Below are 17,688 nucleotides of genomic sequence, written 5' to 3' on the forward strand. Positions count from 1 at the left end.
TCTATATTTAGCATTTAACAATCTATTACTATGAAAAAAATAATTTTTACAGACAAAGCGCCAGCTCCAATTGGGCCTTATAATCAGGCTATTTTATCAGGGAATACACTTTATGCTTCTGGTCAGATCGCAATAAATCCTGCTTCCGGAGAACTTGTTACTGATAACATTAATGACGAAACAACTCAGGTAATGCAAAATATTGCTGCCATTTTAGAAGCTGCTGATATGACTTTTGAAAATGTAGTAAAAGCAACTATATTCATTATGGATATGAATAATTTTGGTGCCATTAATACGATTTACGGATCTTATTTTAACGAAAAAACCGCTCCAGCTCGTGAAACGGTTCAAGTGGCTTGTTTGCCAAAAAATGTAAATGTTGAAATATCTATAATTGCTGTGCAATAGCATCTAATAATAATTGTGCCGTTGCTTCATTGGTTGCCAGCGGCACATTATGCACATCGCAAACACGAATTAACATATTAATATCGGCTTCGTGAGGATGACTAGACAATGGATCTTTAAAAAAGAAAACCATTTTTGTAATTCCTTCTGCCACTCTGCCTGCAATTTGCGCATCTCCGCCTAAAGGCCCGGAAAGCATTCTTTGGGTTTTAAAACCCGCAGCTTCCGCTTTTCCTCCAGTTGTTCCTGTACCAATAAGCTTTATTTTTTCATGATGTAAAACAGCTTCATTTTTAATTAAAAAATCAATTAAATCTGCTTTTTTACCATCATGTGCAATAATAGCAATTTCCATTAAACCAGAACTATTGATTAGCGACATGGTATGCAATTAATCCGTCGATTGGTCTTCTTAAAACATTTCCTAATTGAAGTTCGTATTTATCAAAAGTTTCTTTTAATTCATCTTTTAAATAAAAAGCAATAGAACCCACAAAATGTACTGGAACTTCTTTACAATTATCGAATTGTTTGATGTAGTTTTTAACGAAAGATTTCATCCCTTTGAAGATGATTTTTCTGCAAAATTCTGAATCTTTATGTTTGATTAAAAACTTAGCAAATGTTGCTAAATAAGCATTTGGATTTGGTTCTTTATATAATTTGTTTTTGATAAAATCAGCATCTAAATTATATTCTTTTTCAAATTCAACTGCCAGTTCTTTAGGCATTTTATTGAAATAATATTTTCTGATTAGTTCTTTTCCGAAAACATTTCCGCTGCAGTCATCCATAGCAATATAGCCTAATGACTGTACTTTTTGATGCAATAGTTTTCCATCAAAATAGCTGCAGTTAGAACCTGTTCCTAAAATACTTACGATTGCTTCTTCTCCTTTTGGAGTTGTTGCATAAACCGCAGCATAGGTATCTTCGTGAACTTCTACGATAGCGTTGTTAAAATATTCCTGGAATATTTGAGAAAGTGATGTTTGCATTCTCTCTGTTCCACAACCTGCTCCGTAAAAGAACAAATGAGTAGCATTTTTTTTATTTTGTAGAATATCAAAACGATCGTTTAATCTTGAAATAATTTCAGGACCGTCAAGAATTTCAGGGTTTAATCCCAGAGTTTGTGTGGTGAATAATACTTTTCCATTATCATCAATTGCAATCCAATCTGCTTTAGTAGACCCACTATCAACTATTAATTTCATTTTCTTTAGTTTTTGGATTAGTTTTTTCTCATATTAATTTAAAAGTGTGTTTTTTACATTAATTAAAGTCGAAACAAAATAAGAAAATCCCGTTACTTTTAAATAACGGGATTTTCCAAATTTATATACTATTATTTTAAACCTGCGATGTGCACAGATAAATCAATTAATTTACTAGAGTATCCGTACTCATTATCGTACCAAGATACAAATTTGAAGAAAGTTGAATTTAAACCAATTCCTGCAGTTGCATCAACGATTGAAGTTCTTTTATCAGAAATAAAATCCTGAGAAACAACAGCATCTTCAGTATATCCTAAGATACCTTTCATTGTAGTTTCAGAAGCCGTTTTTAACACAGCCAAGATTTCTTCGTATGAAGTTTCTTTAGCTACTTTTACAGTTAAATCTACTACAGAAACGTCAGCAGTAGGAACACGGAAAGACATTCCTGTTAATTTTCCATTCAAAGAAGGAATTACTTTCCCAACTGCTTTTGCAGCACCTGTTGAAGAAGGAATGATGTTAATTGAAGCCGCACGTCCACCTCTCCAGTCTTTTCTAGAAGGTCCGTCAGCTGTCATTTGAGTTGAAGTTGTTGCGTGAACAGTTGTCATTAAAGCTTCTTCAATTCCGAAGTTATCGTGGATAACTTTAGCTAAAGGCGCTAAACAGTTTGTTGTACAAGAAGCGTTAGAAACTACTAAATCAGAAGCTTTTGCAGTTTCGTGATTTACTCCCATTACAAACATTGGAGCATCTGCAGACGGAGCAGAAATAATTACTTTTTTAGCACCACCTTTAATGTGCTCATTTGCAGTTTCGATAGTTGTGAAGATACCAGTACATTCTGCTACTACATCTACATCAACTTCGTTCCATTTTAAGTCAGCAGGATTTCTTTCTGCAGTGATACGGATATTTCTTCCGTTTACATAAAGTTTTCCTTCTTTTACTTCGACAGTTCCGTTGAAACGACCGTGAACTGAATCATATTTTAATAAGTAAGCTAAATGATCTACATCTAATAAATCGTTGATTGCTACTACTTCTACGTTATCTCTATTGAATGACTCTCTAAAAACGATTCTTCCAATACGTCCAAATCCGTTTATTCCTAATTTTACTTTTGACATTTTACTTAATTTTTGCTTTTGTTTTTATTACACTAATTTAAAGTCTAATTTCCTCACAATAAACTTCTTCTATTTTTTAAACTTTTATTCTTATGTTGACATTATATCAGACACTCTCAATAATTCTCTATCAATTTCAGATTTTCCTTTAATTGCTTGTTCTAATGGAGTTAAAGCTACTTTATCTTCACGCAAACCAACCATATAGTTTGATTTACCTTCTATTAAAGACTCTACTGCTTTTACACCTAAACGGCTTGCTAACACACGATCAAAACAAGATGGAGAACCACCGCGCTGCATATGTCCTAAAACAGAAACTCTAACGTCGTACTCAGGTAAATTAGCTTCAACATAATCTTTTAATTCGAATACGTTTTTACCAATTTTATCTCCCTCTGCAATAACTACTATACTTGATGATTTTCCTGAAGCTTTACTTTTTTGGAGTGAGTCCAGCAATCTGTCTAAACCTAAATCTTCTTCAGGAATAAGGATTTCTTCTGCTCCTGCGCCAATACCGGCATTAAGAGCAATATGTCCTGCATCTCTACCCATAACCTCTACAAAAAACAGACGGTTGTGTGAACTTGCAGTATCTCTAATTTTATCAATACAATCTACAACGGTATTTAAGGCCGTATCATATCCTAAAGTATGACTTGTACCAAAAATATCATTATCAATTGTACCCGGAATTCCCATTATAGGAAAATCGTATTCTGAATTAAAAATCAGACCTCCGGTAAAACTTCCGTCTCCACCAATAACAACCAAAGCATCAACTCCGGCTTTTAAAAGGTTTTCGTGCGCTTTTTTTCTACCTTCCGGTGTTCTAAATTCAACAGAACGAGCTGATTTTAAGATCGTTCCACCTTTGTTTACAATGTTATTTACGCTTCGGGGCCCCATTTCTTTGAAGTCTCCCTCAATCATTCCCTGATACCCTCTATAAATTCCTATGCATTCTATATTATGATAAGCACATGTTCGAACAACTGATCGTATTGCGGCGTTCATTCCTGGTGAATCTCCTCCTGAAGTTAGAACACCAACTTTTTTTATTGTTTTTGGCATTATTTAAGTATTAAAGTGTAAAATTAGCAAACATTCACCACTTTTTAGGTTATGATTATAATAATTTAATTAATTGTGTTAAATGCAAACGTTTTCGTTAATAAGTTTTTTGATATGAAAAAATTCATTTAAAATAATAAAAGGCACTTATTTTAATTAAATCCTTAAAATTAACAATACATTAATGAAGTGTTATAAAAATCGGGTTTAGTTCTCATTTTCAAAAACTTATCAATCTATAAATTTAGCATAAAAAAAACCATTACGAAAATGGTTTTAATAAACTTAACAGTTTTATCGATAATCGACTTAATAATCGTTGTCATCAGGAATATATCCCTGGTTGTTTTGCTGTGGTTTTTCTTTTTCTTTCTCCTCTTCTTTTTTGTCAGCTGCCTTTTTATCTTTTTCAGCCTGCTTTTTATTAGAAAAAGTAATATCATCCGGTAAATACGAATCCGGTAAATCATCAGGAGAACTTTTTAGCGTTCTTTCTAATTTATGGTTTTTGAAAATTTTATTGACTAATTCCGTAAAAGTATCGAAATCGACTTCGTATGAAACCCCTACTCCTTGTGTATATCCAATTCCCTGACCTACATAATTGATGTCATTTTCTTTATTAAACAAACGCAGGTTCATAGATCCATCTTCATTTACTCTGTAAAGCACTTCGATATCTCCCACAATAGCAGATTCGTTAACGCCACCAACGGGAACTCCTAATTTTCCGTTTATGGATATTTTTTCATTAATCTGAGATGAAATATTAGCTACAAATTGCCCATCGGCTTCCTGACCAATTCTTTTATCTGCAGAGATAAAATTCAGATCTATATTAAATTTATCATTATCCGATTTTATAATTCCTCCTAATAAACTTGCAGCGGTTTCAGCAAATGTTCCGGATAAATCGCTCTGGTTAAAACCATCCGGACTCATAAACGAACCTGTCGAAAGCAGATACAAAGCCTGGGTCTGGCGCACATCTTTATCGTCTAACTTATATTGTATCTCTGATTTTAAAACATTACTTACAGATGGAAACTGAATATCAAAATTAGGCTCCGGGCTTGTTAAATCTCCTCGTAAACCAATAACAACTTCGACCGGTACTTTTTTATTGAAAGATGAATTGTTTAATAATACAGCCGGATTTGCCGATGTTCTGTAAACGGCTTCTAAATTCAGCTGGGCTTTCATCGGGTTCCCTTCCCAAATAATCGATCCGCCTTTTTTAACTGCGAATTTTTTATCAATTAAACCTCCGTATTTAAAATTATAAGTTCCTTCATACGCCTGGAAATCTCCCCACATATTAAATTTACCAAGTGTATTAATTTTAAACAATAACGATCCGTAACCTTTTCCTTTCATACCGTGGCCTGAATTTCGATCAAGAATTACCTCGACTTCTGCGTCTGGCGTAATATCAAAATCAAACTCTAATTCAAGACCGTTGTAATTTCTGGTTTTTTCGACAATACCGTTTGCCAGATTGTATTTCTCTTTTGGTGTTACAAAATGTATCCAGCTGCTCTCCCCTACACTTTGAACATTATTTATAGGTATTTTAACCTCAGTACCTTTCTCCGATTTGGCATCTACTTTTATAAATAAACTTTGCGTTGGTCCTTTAATACTTGCTGTACCATTAATAAATGCCGTACCAAAATAAGCCGCATCGTCACTATCTTTTGTATCAAGTGCTAATAGTCGTTTCGAAGTAATAGTTAAATCCAGTTTCCAGTCTGCGAAATTATGATGCTCAATACTTCCGTTCAGCAATCCTTTTGTACCGTATTTAGTATCTGTAAGCTGATTATTTCTAAACAAAAACTTTTCATCGCTAAGATCAATAACCGTTCGGTCGCTTAATGCATAATCTACATTTAGGTACGGAATTGTCATTCCTGCCTTTTCAACATAAAGTCTTCCGTCGATTTCAGGTTTTTTAATATTACCTACAACAGCCGCATTTCCGGAAACACTTCCTCTAATATTAGACAAAACATCTCCGCCAACCGTTCCTAGAGTAGCCAGATTAAAGCCATCTAATTTTAATCGTATATCCAGAATTGTTTCTTTATTTTCGATGGCAAAATTTCCGTTTGCACTAAACGATTCTGTAAAACCATTTTGAATGGAAGAATTTATAGTAAACTTTCTCAGACTCTGATCTCCTGAAATATCAAAATTTAAAGTTCCTAATTCGGTTGCATTCAAATTAAGATGATCAATTACAATGGATGCCGTGGGCTGATAAACATCTTTATTCTGTTTAAAATTCACCTTTCCATTCAAATTACCATTAAATACGAATTTAGAATTGAGGGGTGTAATCTTATTAATATCAACATCTTCAAAATTCAGGACTATATCTTTATAATCAGAACCTTTTAAAACTCCGTTTAAATCAATCTTTTGGTCTTCGTGAGAAAGCACAATGTTATCGATGTTGAAGTTTTTAAAACCTTTATCAAAAACAATTTGATTATCTGTTTCTTCATTTTCATTGAGGTACCACAAATAATCTTTAAATTTCATTTCCGATTTTTTGATACCAACAACGTTATTTTTGTTTTTATCGATCGTATGAAATAAATTAAGATTATAATAATCCTGGCCTTTATCTCCGCCTTTAAATTCTGAACGAATATATAAGGTATCTTTTGAGGTAACATTAATTAAATTGAAATCACGAATTTTATAATAAGGCGTCTTGATACTATCCAACTCTATAAAAGCATTGTACAGTGGATTTTTATTATCAACATTGATTCGGATATTATCGAATGTATTTTTTGCAGCCGTTACTTTTTGAGATTTAAATCGGAATTTAAATTCGCCTAAATCAGCATCAATTTTTCCGCGTACTACTGTGGATGAATCTACATTAATTTCCGGATACAACATTTCGACAACCTTATCATAAACATGAAAATTGAAACGCAAAAATTGCCCTTTTTTAATTTTATAAGGTTTATAATTGGTATAAAGACTTCCTATCGAATTCATTACCAGTTTATCTAATTGAGCAAACTGAAATTTACCTACAATTTGACCGTTTACAATATCAGTAGAATTAATGGTTATGGTACGCAGTTTATTGGCATCAAAACTAGAATTGACCGTTAGCTCATCAAAAGCATAAGTCGATTTTGGATTTTGATAAACAGCATCTTTAATGTAAATATTCCCCTGAAGATTTTCGATAGAATTTCCAGTAACCGCTACAACGGCATCTCCTTGAAAATGAGAAATAGAATCGTTTACAAATTTCAGTTTTCGCAAATCTGCATTTTCAACATTGATGTGAAAATCGTATTTACTTTCCCGCGTACTTAAATCAACTAATCCATCAAAGGTTAAAGTTAAATTAGGATCGTTTACAGAAATTTGCCCTTTATAATAAGGCAGTTTGAAATTACCATTTACAACAATATTATTATAGGTATATTTATTATAATCTAATTTTGCAATATCCCCTTTTATAATAGTATTCAGGTATTTTTCTCTAAAACCAACACCATCAACATCTAAATTTAAGGTTGTTCTGCCAATATCTTTGCGCTGCAGCAATGCACCAACATCAAAATTATCTAATATAATATTTCCCGAATAAGAGGCTTTATCGATAAAATCCATATTATTCATATGCAAATCGACCTCACCATTTCCTATTTCGGTAATTAACTTAAAATTACTTTCTAATTCTGTTGTCGAAATTTTGGCTTTTCCAACAATATTAAATTTACCAATTCGCTTAAGTTCTTTCGGAAGTTTTTTTCCTAAAACATTAGGCAATATAGCCACTAAATTATCGTAACTGGAAACAAGTCTGTCAAACTTTCCTTCCATAGCAAATTTTTGATCTTTGCTGCCTAAAAGATTCTTAAAATTGATATTACCAACAATCCTTGAACCGTTAGTATCTGTAAGCCTAAGCCTTTTTAGATTTAAATTATTAAGCGTTCCTTTTAATTTTGTTTTAAGTTTAAAATGCTGATTTTTACCTAAACCGTCATAAAAATAACGAATATCATTTGTCGCTAGCGAAGCCGAATCCAGCGCGACATCAAACTTAACTTTATCTGTAAAAGCTAAAAAATCGCCCGGTTTATAATTCAGGATGGCTTTTCCGTAAATAGATGATCTTTTGGTTTTTATAGCCAGGTTTTCAAGTTTAATCTGCTTTTTGGTATAACTAAACTTTGCTGCTAAATTCGACACATATAAACCGCGATGATCCTGAAATGAAAACCTGTGAATTATGGTATTGATATCCGGACCGTAAATTTTAAAATCGCTGATATAAGCGTTAAGCTTTTTAAAATCAATAAGTTTTGGTGTTTTTTTATTTTCATCAATAACAGAAAAAGTACCTTTTGAGATGTATGCATTTTTGGCTGTTAGTAAAAAGTGCCTGTTGGTTTTAGACGGTTTATCCGATTCAAATAATTTAATAAATTTATTGATATTGTTTTCGTTTTCGCCTTTATAGGTTTTCAGGTTAAAAACAAATCCCGTTAACCGAATATCTCCAAAAATTAAATCGCCATCTAGTAATCGTGTTACACTTAAAATGTCGGTACTAATAATATCAGAGTAAATTAAAGTTTTTTTATGATGATCTCGAATCAAAACATTCTTAAGTTTTACACCTCCAAAAATGTTGATCGCCACTCTGTCTATCGTAATATCAGTTTTAAAATCACTATTTAGTGAATCGGTAATGTAATGTGCAATCTTTGTTTGAACAAAAGGCAAGGACAATGTGATTGCTAATGCTAACAAAAGTAAAATTAACCCAATTAGGGTTCTGGATATTATTTTCTTTACTTTTTTGATAGCTGCTTTAATTTTAGTTTTCTTTTAATTTATTTTGAACAGACAAAGTACGACTGTTTTTGATAAAAATTCTTTAATTTTGGCGTCTGCTTTACAATCAAAGAAATTTAAAAATTTGATTTGTCAAATATAATCCAAAATTCGTGCCTTTATATGCAAAATTCAGAGGTTTTTATTCTTGCCATCGAAAGTTCCTGCGATGATACTGCTGCTGCAGTTTTACATAACGATAAAGTTCTCTCAAATGTTGTAGCCAATCAGCTAATTCATAATCAGTACGGGGGCGTTGTACCGGAATTGGCTTCAAGAGCACATCAGCAAAACATCGTTCCTGTAATTGATGCTGCGCTTCGCAAGGCAAATGTACAAAAAGAACAGCTAACCGCCATTGCATTTACGCAAGGTCCTGGCTTAATGGGCTCTTTATTGGTAGGAAGCTCTTTTAGCAAATCGTTATCATTGGCGTTAAAAATTCCGTTAATTGCTGTAAATCACATGCATGCGCATATTTTAGCCCATTTTATTGATGAAGAAGGATTTGATAAACCTGAATTTCCTTTTTTAGCCTTAACCATTAGCGGCGGACATACGCAAATTGTAAAAGTGAATGGTTTTTTTGATATGGAAATTATTGGCGAAACTACTGATGATGCGGTTGGAGAAGCTTTTGACAAAAGTGCCAAAATACTCGGACTTCCTTATCCGGGCGGGCCTTTGATCGATAAATACGCGCAATTAGGAAACCCGAAAGCTTTTGCCTTTACAAAACCAAAAGTTCCCGGATTAGATTTTAGTTTCTCCGGATTAAAAACAGCGATTTTGTATTTTATTCAGAAGAAAAAATTAGAAAACCCAAATTTCATCGAAGAAAACCTGAATGATATTTGTGCCTCTATTCAATATACGATTATCGAAATTTTGATGGACAAATTGAAATTAGCGGTAAAAGAAACCGGAATTACACAAATCGCAATTGGTGGCGGAGTTTCTGCAAATTCAGGAATTAGAAACCGATTGAAAGAAAGTGAAGGCAAATATGGCTGGAAAACTTTTGTTCCCAAATTTGAATACACAACAGATAATGCCGCAATGATAGGAATTGTAGGATATCAAAAATATTTATCAAGTCGTTTTGAAACTTCAGCCGTAGTTTCGAAAGCGCGAATTCAATTTTAATTATGCAATTATTTTACAATCCGGATATAGACGAAACTACTGAAACTTTTTCTTTTGATAAAGAAGAAAGCAAGCACATAATAAAAGTTTTACGAAAAAAAGATTCAGATATTCTACACGTTACAAATGGTTTAGGACTTTTGTTTGAAACTCAAATTACTTTAGCATCAGATAACAAATGCATCGTTGAAGTACTTTCAATAAAAAAAGCCGACGAACCAAAATTCCGTTTGCACTTGGCCGTTGCGCCAACCAAAATGAACGATCGTTTTGAATGGTTTTTAGAAAAAGCTACAGAAATTGGCATTCAGGAAATTACACCTATTTTTTGCGATCGGTCTGAGCGAAAAGTGATTAACAAAGAGCGTTTTGAAAAAATTATTCTTTCGGCCATGAAACAATCGAATGAAACTTTTCTGCCAAAATTAAACGATGCCATATCATTTAAAGAATTCGTCAAACAAAAAAACGAAGGTTTACAATTGATCGCACATTGTGAAGAAACAGATAAAAAATCATTAAAAGAAGTTTTAAAACCAAATGAAAACGTTACTTTACTGATTGGTCCTGAAGGCGATTTTTCGGATAAAGAAATTGCATTGGCTTTAGAAAATAATTTTCAGCCTGTTGCTTTGGGAAATACACGTTTACGTACAGAAACCGCCGCGATTGTTGCTTGTCATAGCGTTGTTTTTTTTAATGAAATAACGAATAAATAATCCTTGTTTGTCATTTCTACGAATCGATTGTGTCATTTCGACCGAAGGGAGAAATCACATAACCACGCTGCATTGCTCTCTAGGGTGTGATTTCTCCCTTCGGTCGAAATGACACAAGCGACACTAAGCAATTAAAAGATAATTTATAATTATATGAAAAGAATATTTTACTTATTATTACTTTTTTCAGTTTCTTCATTTTCACAGGAAATTGCTTTGCTAAAATACAGTGGCGGTGGCGATTGGTATGCAAACCCTACCTCATTGCCCAACCTGATTCGTTTTTGTAATTCGAATATTAATACCCGAATCAAAGCAAAACCATCAACGGTTGAGCCAAGTAATCCTGATTTGCTTTCGTATCCTTTTGTACACATGACAGGTCACGGAAATGTGGTTTTTAGCGATGCTGATATCAGTAATCTTAGAAATTATTTAAACGGAGGTGGTTTTCTTCATATTGATGACAATTACGGAATGGATCAATACATTCGAAAAGAAATTAAAAAAATATTTCCTAATAATAATTTAGTCGAAATTCCGGCGAATCATCCTATTTTTCAAAAACCATTTCCTTTTCCAAACGGATTGCCAAAAATTCATGAACATGATGGTACCCGCGCCCAGGCTTTTGGAATTTTCATTGAAAATAAATTAGTCTTACTATATACGTACGAATGTGATTTAGGTGATGGCTGGGAAGATCAGGAGGTACATAACGATAGTGCGACGGCAAGAGACAAAGCGTTAAAAATGGGAGCTAATATTATCAATTATATTTTTACCAATTAATATTTAAAAAGTGCAGCTTACTCACGAAGAAAATCAATTTGAACGAAAAACGTTCCCGATCACTTTGGTATGCGACCATATTTATTTTCAGCAAAATATTGGTTCTCTTTTTAGAATTGCTGAAGCTTTTGGTGTTGAAAATATTATTTTTTTAGGAAAAGATATTCCATTAACGCCACGAAAAATAAATAAAACTTCCAGAAGTACACATCTTCATGTACCGCATCTTATTATTGAAGAAACAAAAGATGCTGTTGAGTATTTAACTGAAGGCAACTTTGAAATTATTGCCTTAGAAATTGCAAACAACAGTAAACCGCTAAAAGAAGTCATAATTCCTGACAATCAAAAAATTGCACTTTTAATTGGAAGTGAAATTGATGGAATTTCTGCAGAACTTCTAAAAATTTCAAACCAAATTGTACACATAAATATGTTTGGAAAGAACAGTAGTATGAATGTTGTACAAGCCACAAGTATAGCTTTGTACGAATTTACTTCGTAATTAATTTAACGATTTTTTTGTAGGAATCAGGCTGTGTAAGGGATTATAAAAATTCTGACAAATAATGCTATAAAATATTTTGTTACGTAAAGTTTTTGTTATAAAATTGTCACATTGTTTAACTAATCAACAATATTATAACAAAAACCCCTATTATTATGAAAAAAGTTCTTTTATCCGCATTTGCAGCTTTAGTGCTGTTTGCATGTCAAAATGACCAAACAGATTCAGCATCGGCTGATGCAAGTGTAAATGCAATTGCCCGCAGAGGTTGCGCCTCTCAAGAAGTTTTAGAAGCTCAACTAAAAGCTGATCCTATGTTAGCGATCAGAATGAACCAAATTGAGGCCTTTACACAAAATGCTTTATTAACCCACAAACTTGTAAACGGCAAAGTTCAAATTCCGGTTGTAGTTAATGTTCTTTACAGAACGACTGCACAAAACATTTCTAATGCTCAAATTCAATCTCAGATTGATGTTTTAAACAAAGATTTTAATGCATTAAATTCTGATTATAACAGCGTTCCTGCGTTATTTGCTGGTGTAAAAGCCAATGTAGGAATTTCTTTTGTACTAGATCAGGTTATTAGAAAATCGACTACAAAAACATCTTGGGGAACTAATGACGCAATGAAAAAAGTTGCTCAGGGTGGTTTAGCGCCAACTTCTCCAACTACAAAACTTAACTTATGGTCTTGCGCTATTGGCGGTGGAATCTTAGGTTATGCTCAATTTCCAGGAGGAGCTTCTGCAACTGACGGAGTTGTAATCGATTCAAGATATTTCGGTTTATCTGGTGCTGCAAATGCTCCCTTTAATTTAGGAAGAACTGGTACTCACGAAGTGGGTCACTGGATGAATTTACGTCACATTTGGGGAGATGCAACTTGCGGAAGCGATTTAGTATCTGATACTCCAACTCACAATGAAGAAAATTATGGTGTACCAGCTTACCCTCATTACAGTACTTGTTCAGGAACTCCTGTCGAAATGACAATGAACTACATGGATTATACTGATGATAATGCAATGTATATGTTCTCTAACGGACAAAAAAGCAGAATGGCAGCGATTTTCCTTTCTGGAGGAGCAAGAGCTGCTTTTGGAATCTAAAACCACTTAATTCCATAAATATAAAAGCGAGATAGATTCTATCTCGCTTTTTTTTGTTTAGACACTAATTTCAAAAGCTTTTTCCTATATTTATAATCTAAAATAAAATCATGCTTACATCAAAAATTATATCTAACGGAATATTAAGGGCTCTAGCAACAATATTAATAATTGCTATCATTTTGTATTTTTTATATGAAATACAAACCGTAATTGTTTATTTGTGTATCTCTCTGTTGTTATGCCTATTAGCAAATCCGTTGGTACAGTTTTTAAAGAATAAATTAAAGTTTAGTAATTCACTGGCGGCTGCAACGACCATAATTATTTTCATTTTAATGATGGTTGGTTTTATATTCTTGTTTGTTCCGCTAATTATTTCGCAGGCAAACAATTTGTCTCTGTTAGATACCAACAAGCTTCAACTCCAGTTTATGGAAACAGAAAGAAGTATAGAAGCGTATTTTAATATTCAGCATGTTGATTTGAATAAAATGCTCAAAGATTCAAAAGTAACTTCGATGCTTGATTTTAGTTATTTTACCGGTTTTATAAACTCTATATTAGGCTTTGTGGCTGATATGGGAATGGGATTGGTTTCGGTATTTTTTATTACATTTTTCCTTGTGAAGGATCAGGATGCTTTTAAAGCTACAGCCAGAAAAATTTTACCGGATAACAATGAAGATAAAATCATAAACTCAGTTACTAAAATAAATCACTTTTTAACGCGCTATTTTATTGGCTTACTGCTGCAATTAACAGTTGTATTTATTTTATACCTAATCGTTTTAATGATTTTTGGAAATCAAAATGCTTTTGTTATCGCTTTTTTATGTGCCATTTTAAATATCATTCCTTATATAGGACCCATTATAGGAACTATTTTAGCCGGTATTTTAACAATGATCAGTATGATTGGAAGCGATTTTCAATCGGAGATTCTACCTAGAACTATTTACGTAATTATTGGTTTCTTAATTGTTCAGGCTATTGATAATAATATCAGCCAGCCTATAATTTCATCAAAAAGTGTAAATTCGCATCCGTTAGAAATATTTCTGATTACTTTAATTAGCGGAATTACCTTTGGAATTGTTGGAATGATTATCGCAATTCCGGTTTTTACGATGGTGAAAGTAATTTTAAAGGAATTTTTTCCTGAACACAAAATTGTCTCCGTATTAACCGAAAGAATTTAGCATTGAATACTTCTATTTTAAACAAAAGCATTCAGGATTTTATAACTAAAAATAGCGGTGTCTCCATTACAACATTAGCACTTCAGAAAAACCCTTTTCCTGAATTAGAATGGGTTTCAATTTTAAATCAGATTGAAGCAAAATCAAAGGCAAAAGACAAATTACCAACTTGGTTTTCAACCGAAAACATCATTTATCCCAGCAAAATTTCTGTCGAACAAACCTCATCCGAAAAAACAGCTTCTTATAAAGCATCTTTAATTTCGGGAAAAACTTTAATTGATCTTACCGGAGGTTTTGGCGTTGATGATTATTATTTTTCTAAGAAATTTAAAGTCGTTGCACATTGTGAAATAAACGAAGATTTATCTGCCATTGTAAAACATAATTTTAAACAATTAGATGTGAAAAATTGTTTTTGTTATGCAGATGACTCAGCCAATATCTTAAACGAAGCAGAATCAGGTTTTAAATGGGATTGGATTTACATTGATCCTTCGCGCAGAAATGATGCAAAAGGCAAAGTTTTCATGCTTAAAGATTGTTTGCCAAATGTGCCGGAATCGTTAGATTTTTATTTCGAAAAAGCGGATTCTATTTTAATTAAAACAGCGCCTTTATTGGATATTTCAGCTGGTTTATCAGAATTAAAATTCGTAAAAAACATTCATATTATTGCGCTGGAAAACGAAGTAAAAGAATTGCTTTTTGAAATTCACAATCAATATCGTGGAGAAATAACGATAAAAACAGCTAATATTTTAAAAGATAAAATTGAGACTTTTGAATTTGTTTTAGGCGAAGCAGATTACCCATCGTATCATTTACCTCAAAAATATCTTTATGAACCCAATTCTGCAATTATGAAATCGGGCGGTTTTGATGAAGTTAGTACTTCTTTCAATATAAATAAACTGCACAAACATTCTCATTTATATACTTCTGACGATTTAATTGACTTTCCGGGAAGAACTTTTGAAATTGAAAAATTGCTTTCGTATGGTAAAAATGATATGAAAACAGCGCTTTTAAATCAGCAGGCAAATGTCACAACTCGAAATTTTCCGGACACGGTAGAAAACATCCGAAAAAAGTGGAAAATAAAAAATGGCGGAAATGTTTATTGTTTTTTTACAACAGATAAAAATGATAACAAAATAGTTTTAATTTGCAGAAAAATTACTTAAAAATGAAACAACTAATTACTTTAACTTTTTTCTTATTAACTCTTACTGCTTTTGCCCAAAAACCTTGTGAATATAGTGCTAATGTAACCGATTCTATTGGTACTTATAAAGTAACAAATGAATATCTGATTAGCGAGAAAAACTTTGGTGCAACATTTAATTATGTATTCTTTTCTTTAGCACAAACAGATGGTTTGCCAACGCTAAACTTACAATTGATTCAAAAGAGCAACTCCTTTATAAAAGCCAATTGTTTTGACAAAAATTCAAAAGTATTTTTACAATTAGAAAACGGAAAAATCGTATCGTTAATACATATTGATCAGGAAAGCTGCGGAACTCTTATTCGTGACAAAGGTTTTGACAATAGAGTAAACACGGGAATTTTTATGTTTATGAAAGATAATTTTGAAGAATTGAAAAAATCTCCGGTTTCGATTATGAGAATTAAATATCTGACTGATACAGAAGATTATATTGTAAGAAGTGAGTTAACATCTGAAATGAACCAGAAAGTGTATCATCCGAATACTTATTTTATGGAAAATATAAGATGTGTTGAATAACTAATCGCAATTCCATTTTTGATTCGAGACTTTATCTTTTAAAGCTGTTTTTAAATTATAATGCCACCATTCTGAATCGAATGAATTGAAACCATTTTTAATCATAACTTTTTTAAGAAACTTTCTGTTTGATAAAACTTCATTTGAAAGTTTAGTATAATTATGCCCCGCCTGAATTCCGAAGAAATCAAAAGGAGTTCCCATATCTACTTCTTTTCCATTTGTATCAACTATAGAAATATCAACGGCTCCTCCTCTATTATGGATGGAGCCTTTTTTTGGATCTGCTACATATACGGGATTCGGTACAATTTCGAACATTTTTTTCTGAATAGATACAGGTCTGTAGCAATCGTACAATTTTATTTTATAGCCTTTTTTTATAAAATCTTTATTTGCGGTAACTAACGCTTTTACTGTTTTTAAACGCAAAAGACATTCGGCACAATCATACACTTTTGCCTTCAAAAAATTATCTTCGGTTGCATATTTCATATCGTAGATAAAATCGTTACTATAGTCTTTTAAATTAACAAAAGTCGTATCAGCACTATCGTGTTTTACGGGACTAGAATAAGATTCATTTTGAGCATTTGCAGCTACTATCAGAAAAAGAAATACAACTGAAAATAATGTTTTTTTGAAATGTAACATAAAGTTATAATTGATATCTATTATAAATAAAAGTAAATATAGAGATAATATTTAAGCACCTCAACTTAAAAAGCCTTAGAGTTATTTATTTTAAAAATTACAAAATTTAAAAAATTCCCATATTTTCAGGTTTGATTGTAAATCCTAAACGCACCATGCTTTTATGTTCCTGGTAGTCTATTAAACTTTCTGTATAGCCTACAAACCATTGAAGTGTAAGGTAATAGTTTTCGCTTTTGTATGGCCTCCAGTTTACCTGAGTCTGCAAAGATCCGTATCTGATCAGGCCACTTCCTTTTCTGAAAAGAATATCTGCACTCCATCTTCCCGGTTGTATTTGATAGGTTGCACTTGCTTCGCCATAACCCACATATTTAGTGAGTTCAGGATTATCTTCTTTATCAACAAGCGGAATCCATCCTCTTAACCCGACAATCCATCGAGGAGAAATTTGCGACTTTAATGAAAAAGCCAGCATGTTCCAGGTTCTTGAATAAATAGAATCCCTGCCGTTTGATTCGTGTTCTAACGAAATTGTTCCATACGTTAATCTGTTGCCCTTTAAATAAAACGGACGGACGACGGCAACGCCGGGATTAAAATTGATTTCTGCAAATGGTTTTGAGTTGGCGTATATATCCCAAAAAGATTTTTGAGTGTACATTAAATAAGGATAAAAACCACCCCACAAAGGTTTTGAGTTTAGTCGAAGTTTAAAACTTACCTGGTATTTTACATCGGCAGTATTTCGAGTGATATCAGTATTTACAGGTACACCGGTTAAAAAATAATTGTCTTTATGAACAGAAAAACTAGGTTCTTTCAATAGTGAATCTGCTGCGCGGTAATTCTTTTTTTCTTCGACAATTTGTGAGTTTGATGTGATTGAAAATAAAATCAAGCAAATCGAGAGGTATTTTAGGTACATTCTAATGGATTAAATTGGGGATATTCTTAGTTTCTTAATTTTAAAAATAAATGTACTTAATCCTAATAAATCTTATTAACTCAATAAAAATAAGAGTTAACGCAATAACATAATCGTTTAATCATCAATATAATAATGCATTATTCTAAATA

Annotated in this window: 16 protein-coding genes; 9 read left to right on the plus strand and 7 right to left on the minus strand. The window is 32.5% G+C overall.

Translation table 11 applies throughout. The features are described from left to right. The first annotated feature begins 30 nt into the window (after nucleotides 1–30). Entirely contained in the window at nucleotides 31–411 is a 381-nt protein-coding gene (locus EV143_RS11560) for a RidA family protein (RefSeq protein ID WP_133508098.1), read from the plus strand. Here EV143_RS11560 and EV143_RS11565 read toward each other — a convergent pair. The 5 genes from EV143_RS11565 to EV143_RS11585 form a co-directional block, all read right to left on the minus strand. After that, nucleotides 392–766: a methylglyoxal synthase gene (locus EV143_RS11565; RefSeq protein WP_133508267.1), complete on the minus strand. Its 375-nt coding sequence runs from the start codon at nucleotides 764–766 to the stop codon at nucleotides 392–394. The genes EV143_RS11560 and EV143_RS11565 overlap by 20 nt on opposite strands. 10 nt (nucleotides 767–776) lie before the next feature. Continuing rightward, complete coding sequence (locus tag EV143_RS11570; protein ID WP_133508099.1) at nucleotides 777–1,628, minus strand: N-acetylglucosamine kinase; 852 nt, start codon at nucleotides 1,626–1,628, stop codon at nucleotides 777–779. A 131-nt stretch (nucleotides 1,629–1,759) separates the two neighbouring features. Then, nucleotides 1,760–2,764, minus strand: coding sequence for a type I glyceraldehyde-3-phosphate dehydrogenase (gene gap / locus EV143_RS11575; RefSeq protein ID WP_133508100.1), 1,005 nt, complete (start codon nucleotides 2,762–2,764; stop codon nucleotides 1,760–1,762). A 90-nt stretch (nucleotides 2,765–2,854) separates the two neighbouring features. Next, entirely contained in the window at nucleotides 2,855–3,841 is a 987-nt protein-coding gene (gene pfkA, locus EV143_RS11580; RefSeq protein WP_133508101.1) for a 6-phosphofructokinase, read from the minus strand. Nucleotides 3,842–4,150: 309 nt separating this feature from the next. Next, the gene (locus EV143_RS11585) at nucleotides 4,151–8,638 is read right to left on the minus strand and encodes a translocation/assembly module TamB domain-containing protein (RefSeq protein ID WP_243739849.1); all 4,488 of its coding nucleotides are present in this window, start codon (nucleotides 8,636–8,638) and stop codon (nucleotides 4,151–4,153) included. A 207-nt stretch (nucleotides 8,639–8,845) separates the two neighbouring features. On the opposite strand from EV143_RS11585, the gene tsaD reads away from it, so the two are divergent. From tsaD to EV143_RS11625, 8 genes are all read left to right on the plus strand, one after another. Beyond that, nucleotides 8,846–9,868, plus strand: coding sequence for a tRNA (adenosine(37)-N6)-threonylcarbamoyltransferase complex transferase subunit TsaD (tsaD, locus tag EV143_RS11590; protein WP_133508102.1), 1,023 nt, complete (start codon nucleotides 8,846–8,848; stop codon nucleotides 9,866–9,868). 2 nt (nucleotides 9,869–9,870) lie between these two features. Next, nucleotides 9,871–10,587, plus strand: coding sequence for a 16S rRNA (uracil(1498)-N(3))-methyltransferase (locus EV143_RS11595; protein ID WP_133508103.1), 717 nt, complete (start codon nucleotides 9,871–9,873; stop codon nucleotides 10,585–10,587). Nucleotides 10,588–10,740: 153 nt separating this feature from the next. Beyond that, nucleotides 10,741–11,379, plus strand: coding sequence for a DUF4159 domain-containing protein (locus EV143_RS11600; protein WP_133508104.1), 639 nt, complete (start codon nucleotides 10,741–10,743; stop codon nucleotides 11,377–11,379). A gap of 10 nt (nucleotides 11,380–11,389) precedes the next feature. Next, complete coding sequence (locus EV143_RS11605) at nucleotides 11,390–11,884, plus strand: TrmH family RNA methyltransferase (protein ID WP_133508105.1); 495 nt, start codon at nucleotides 11,390–11,392, stop codon at nucleotides 11,882–11,884. 158 nt (nucleotides 11,885–12,042) lie between these two features. After that, nucleotides 12,043–12,999 carry a zinc metalloprotease gene (locus tag EV143_RS11610; protein WP_133508106.1) on the plus strand — a complete coding sequence of 319 codons (957 nt, stop codon included), beginning with the start codon at nucleotides 12,043–12,045 and terminating at the stop codon, nucleotides 12,997–12,999. A gap of 110 nt (nucleotides 13,000–13,109) precedes the next feature. After that, a complete protein-coding gene (locus EV143_RS11615) occupies nucleotides 13,110–14,201 on the plus strand; it encodes an AI-2E family transporter (RefSeq protein ID WP_133508107.1) in 1,092 nt (363 codons plus the stop codon). Between the two features lie 2 nt (nucleotides 14,202–14,203). Next, a complete protein-coding gene (locus tag EV143_RS11620) occupies nucleotides 14,204–15,388 on the plus strand; it encodes a THUMP-like domain-containing protein (protein ID WP_133508108.1) in 1,185 nt (394 codons plus the stop codon). Nucleotides 15,389–15,390: 2 nt separating this feature from the next. Continuing rightward, entirely contained in the window at nucleotides 15,391–15,954 is a 564-nt protein-coding gene (locus tag EV143_RS11625; RefSeq protein WP_133508109.1) for a hypothetical protein, read from the plus strand. Here EV143_RS11625 and EV143_RS11630 read toward each other — a convergent pair whose 3' ends face one another. Then, nucleotides 15,955–16,608: a M15 family metallopeptidase gene (locus EV143_RS11630; RefSeq protein WP_133508110.1), complete on the minus strand. Its 654-nt coding sequence runs from the start codon at nucleotides 16,606–16,608 to the stop codon at nucleotides 15,955–15,957. It abuts the gene before it with no gap. A gap of 106 nt (nucleotides 16,609–16,714) precedes the next feature. After that, nucleotides 16,715–17,536, minus strand: coding sequence for a phospholipase A (locus tag EV143_RS11635; RefSeq protein WP_133508111.1), 822 nt, complete (start codon nucleotides 17,534–17,536; stop codon nucleotides 16,715–16,717). Between the last annotated feature and the right edge of the window lie 152 nt (nucleotides 17,537–17,688).

It is taken from the genome of Flavobacterium chryseum (assembly GCF_004362015.1).
Taxonomy (GTDB): Bacteria; Bacteroidota; Bacteroidia; order Flavobacteriales; family Flavobacteriaceae; genus Flavobacterium.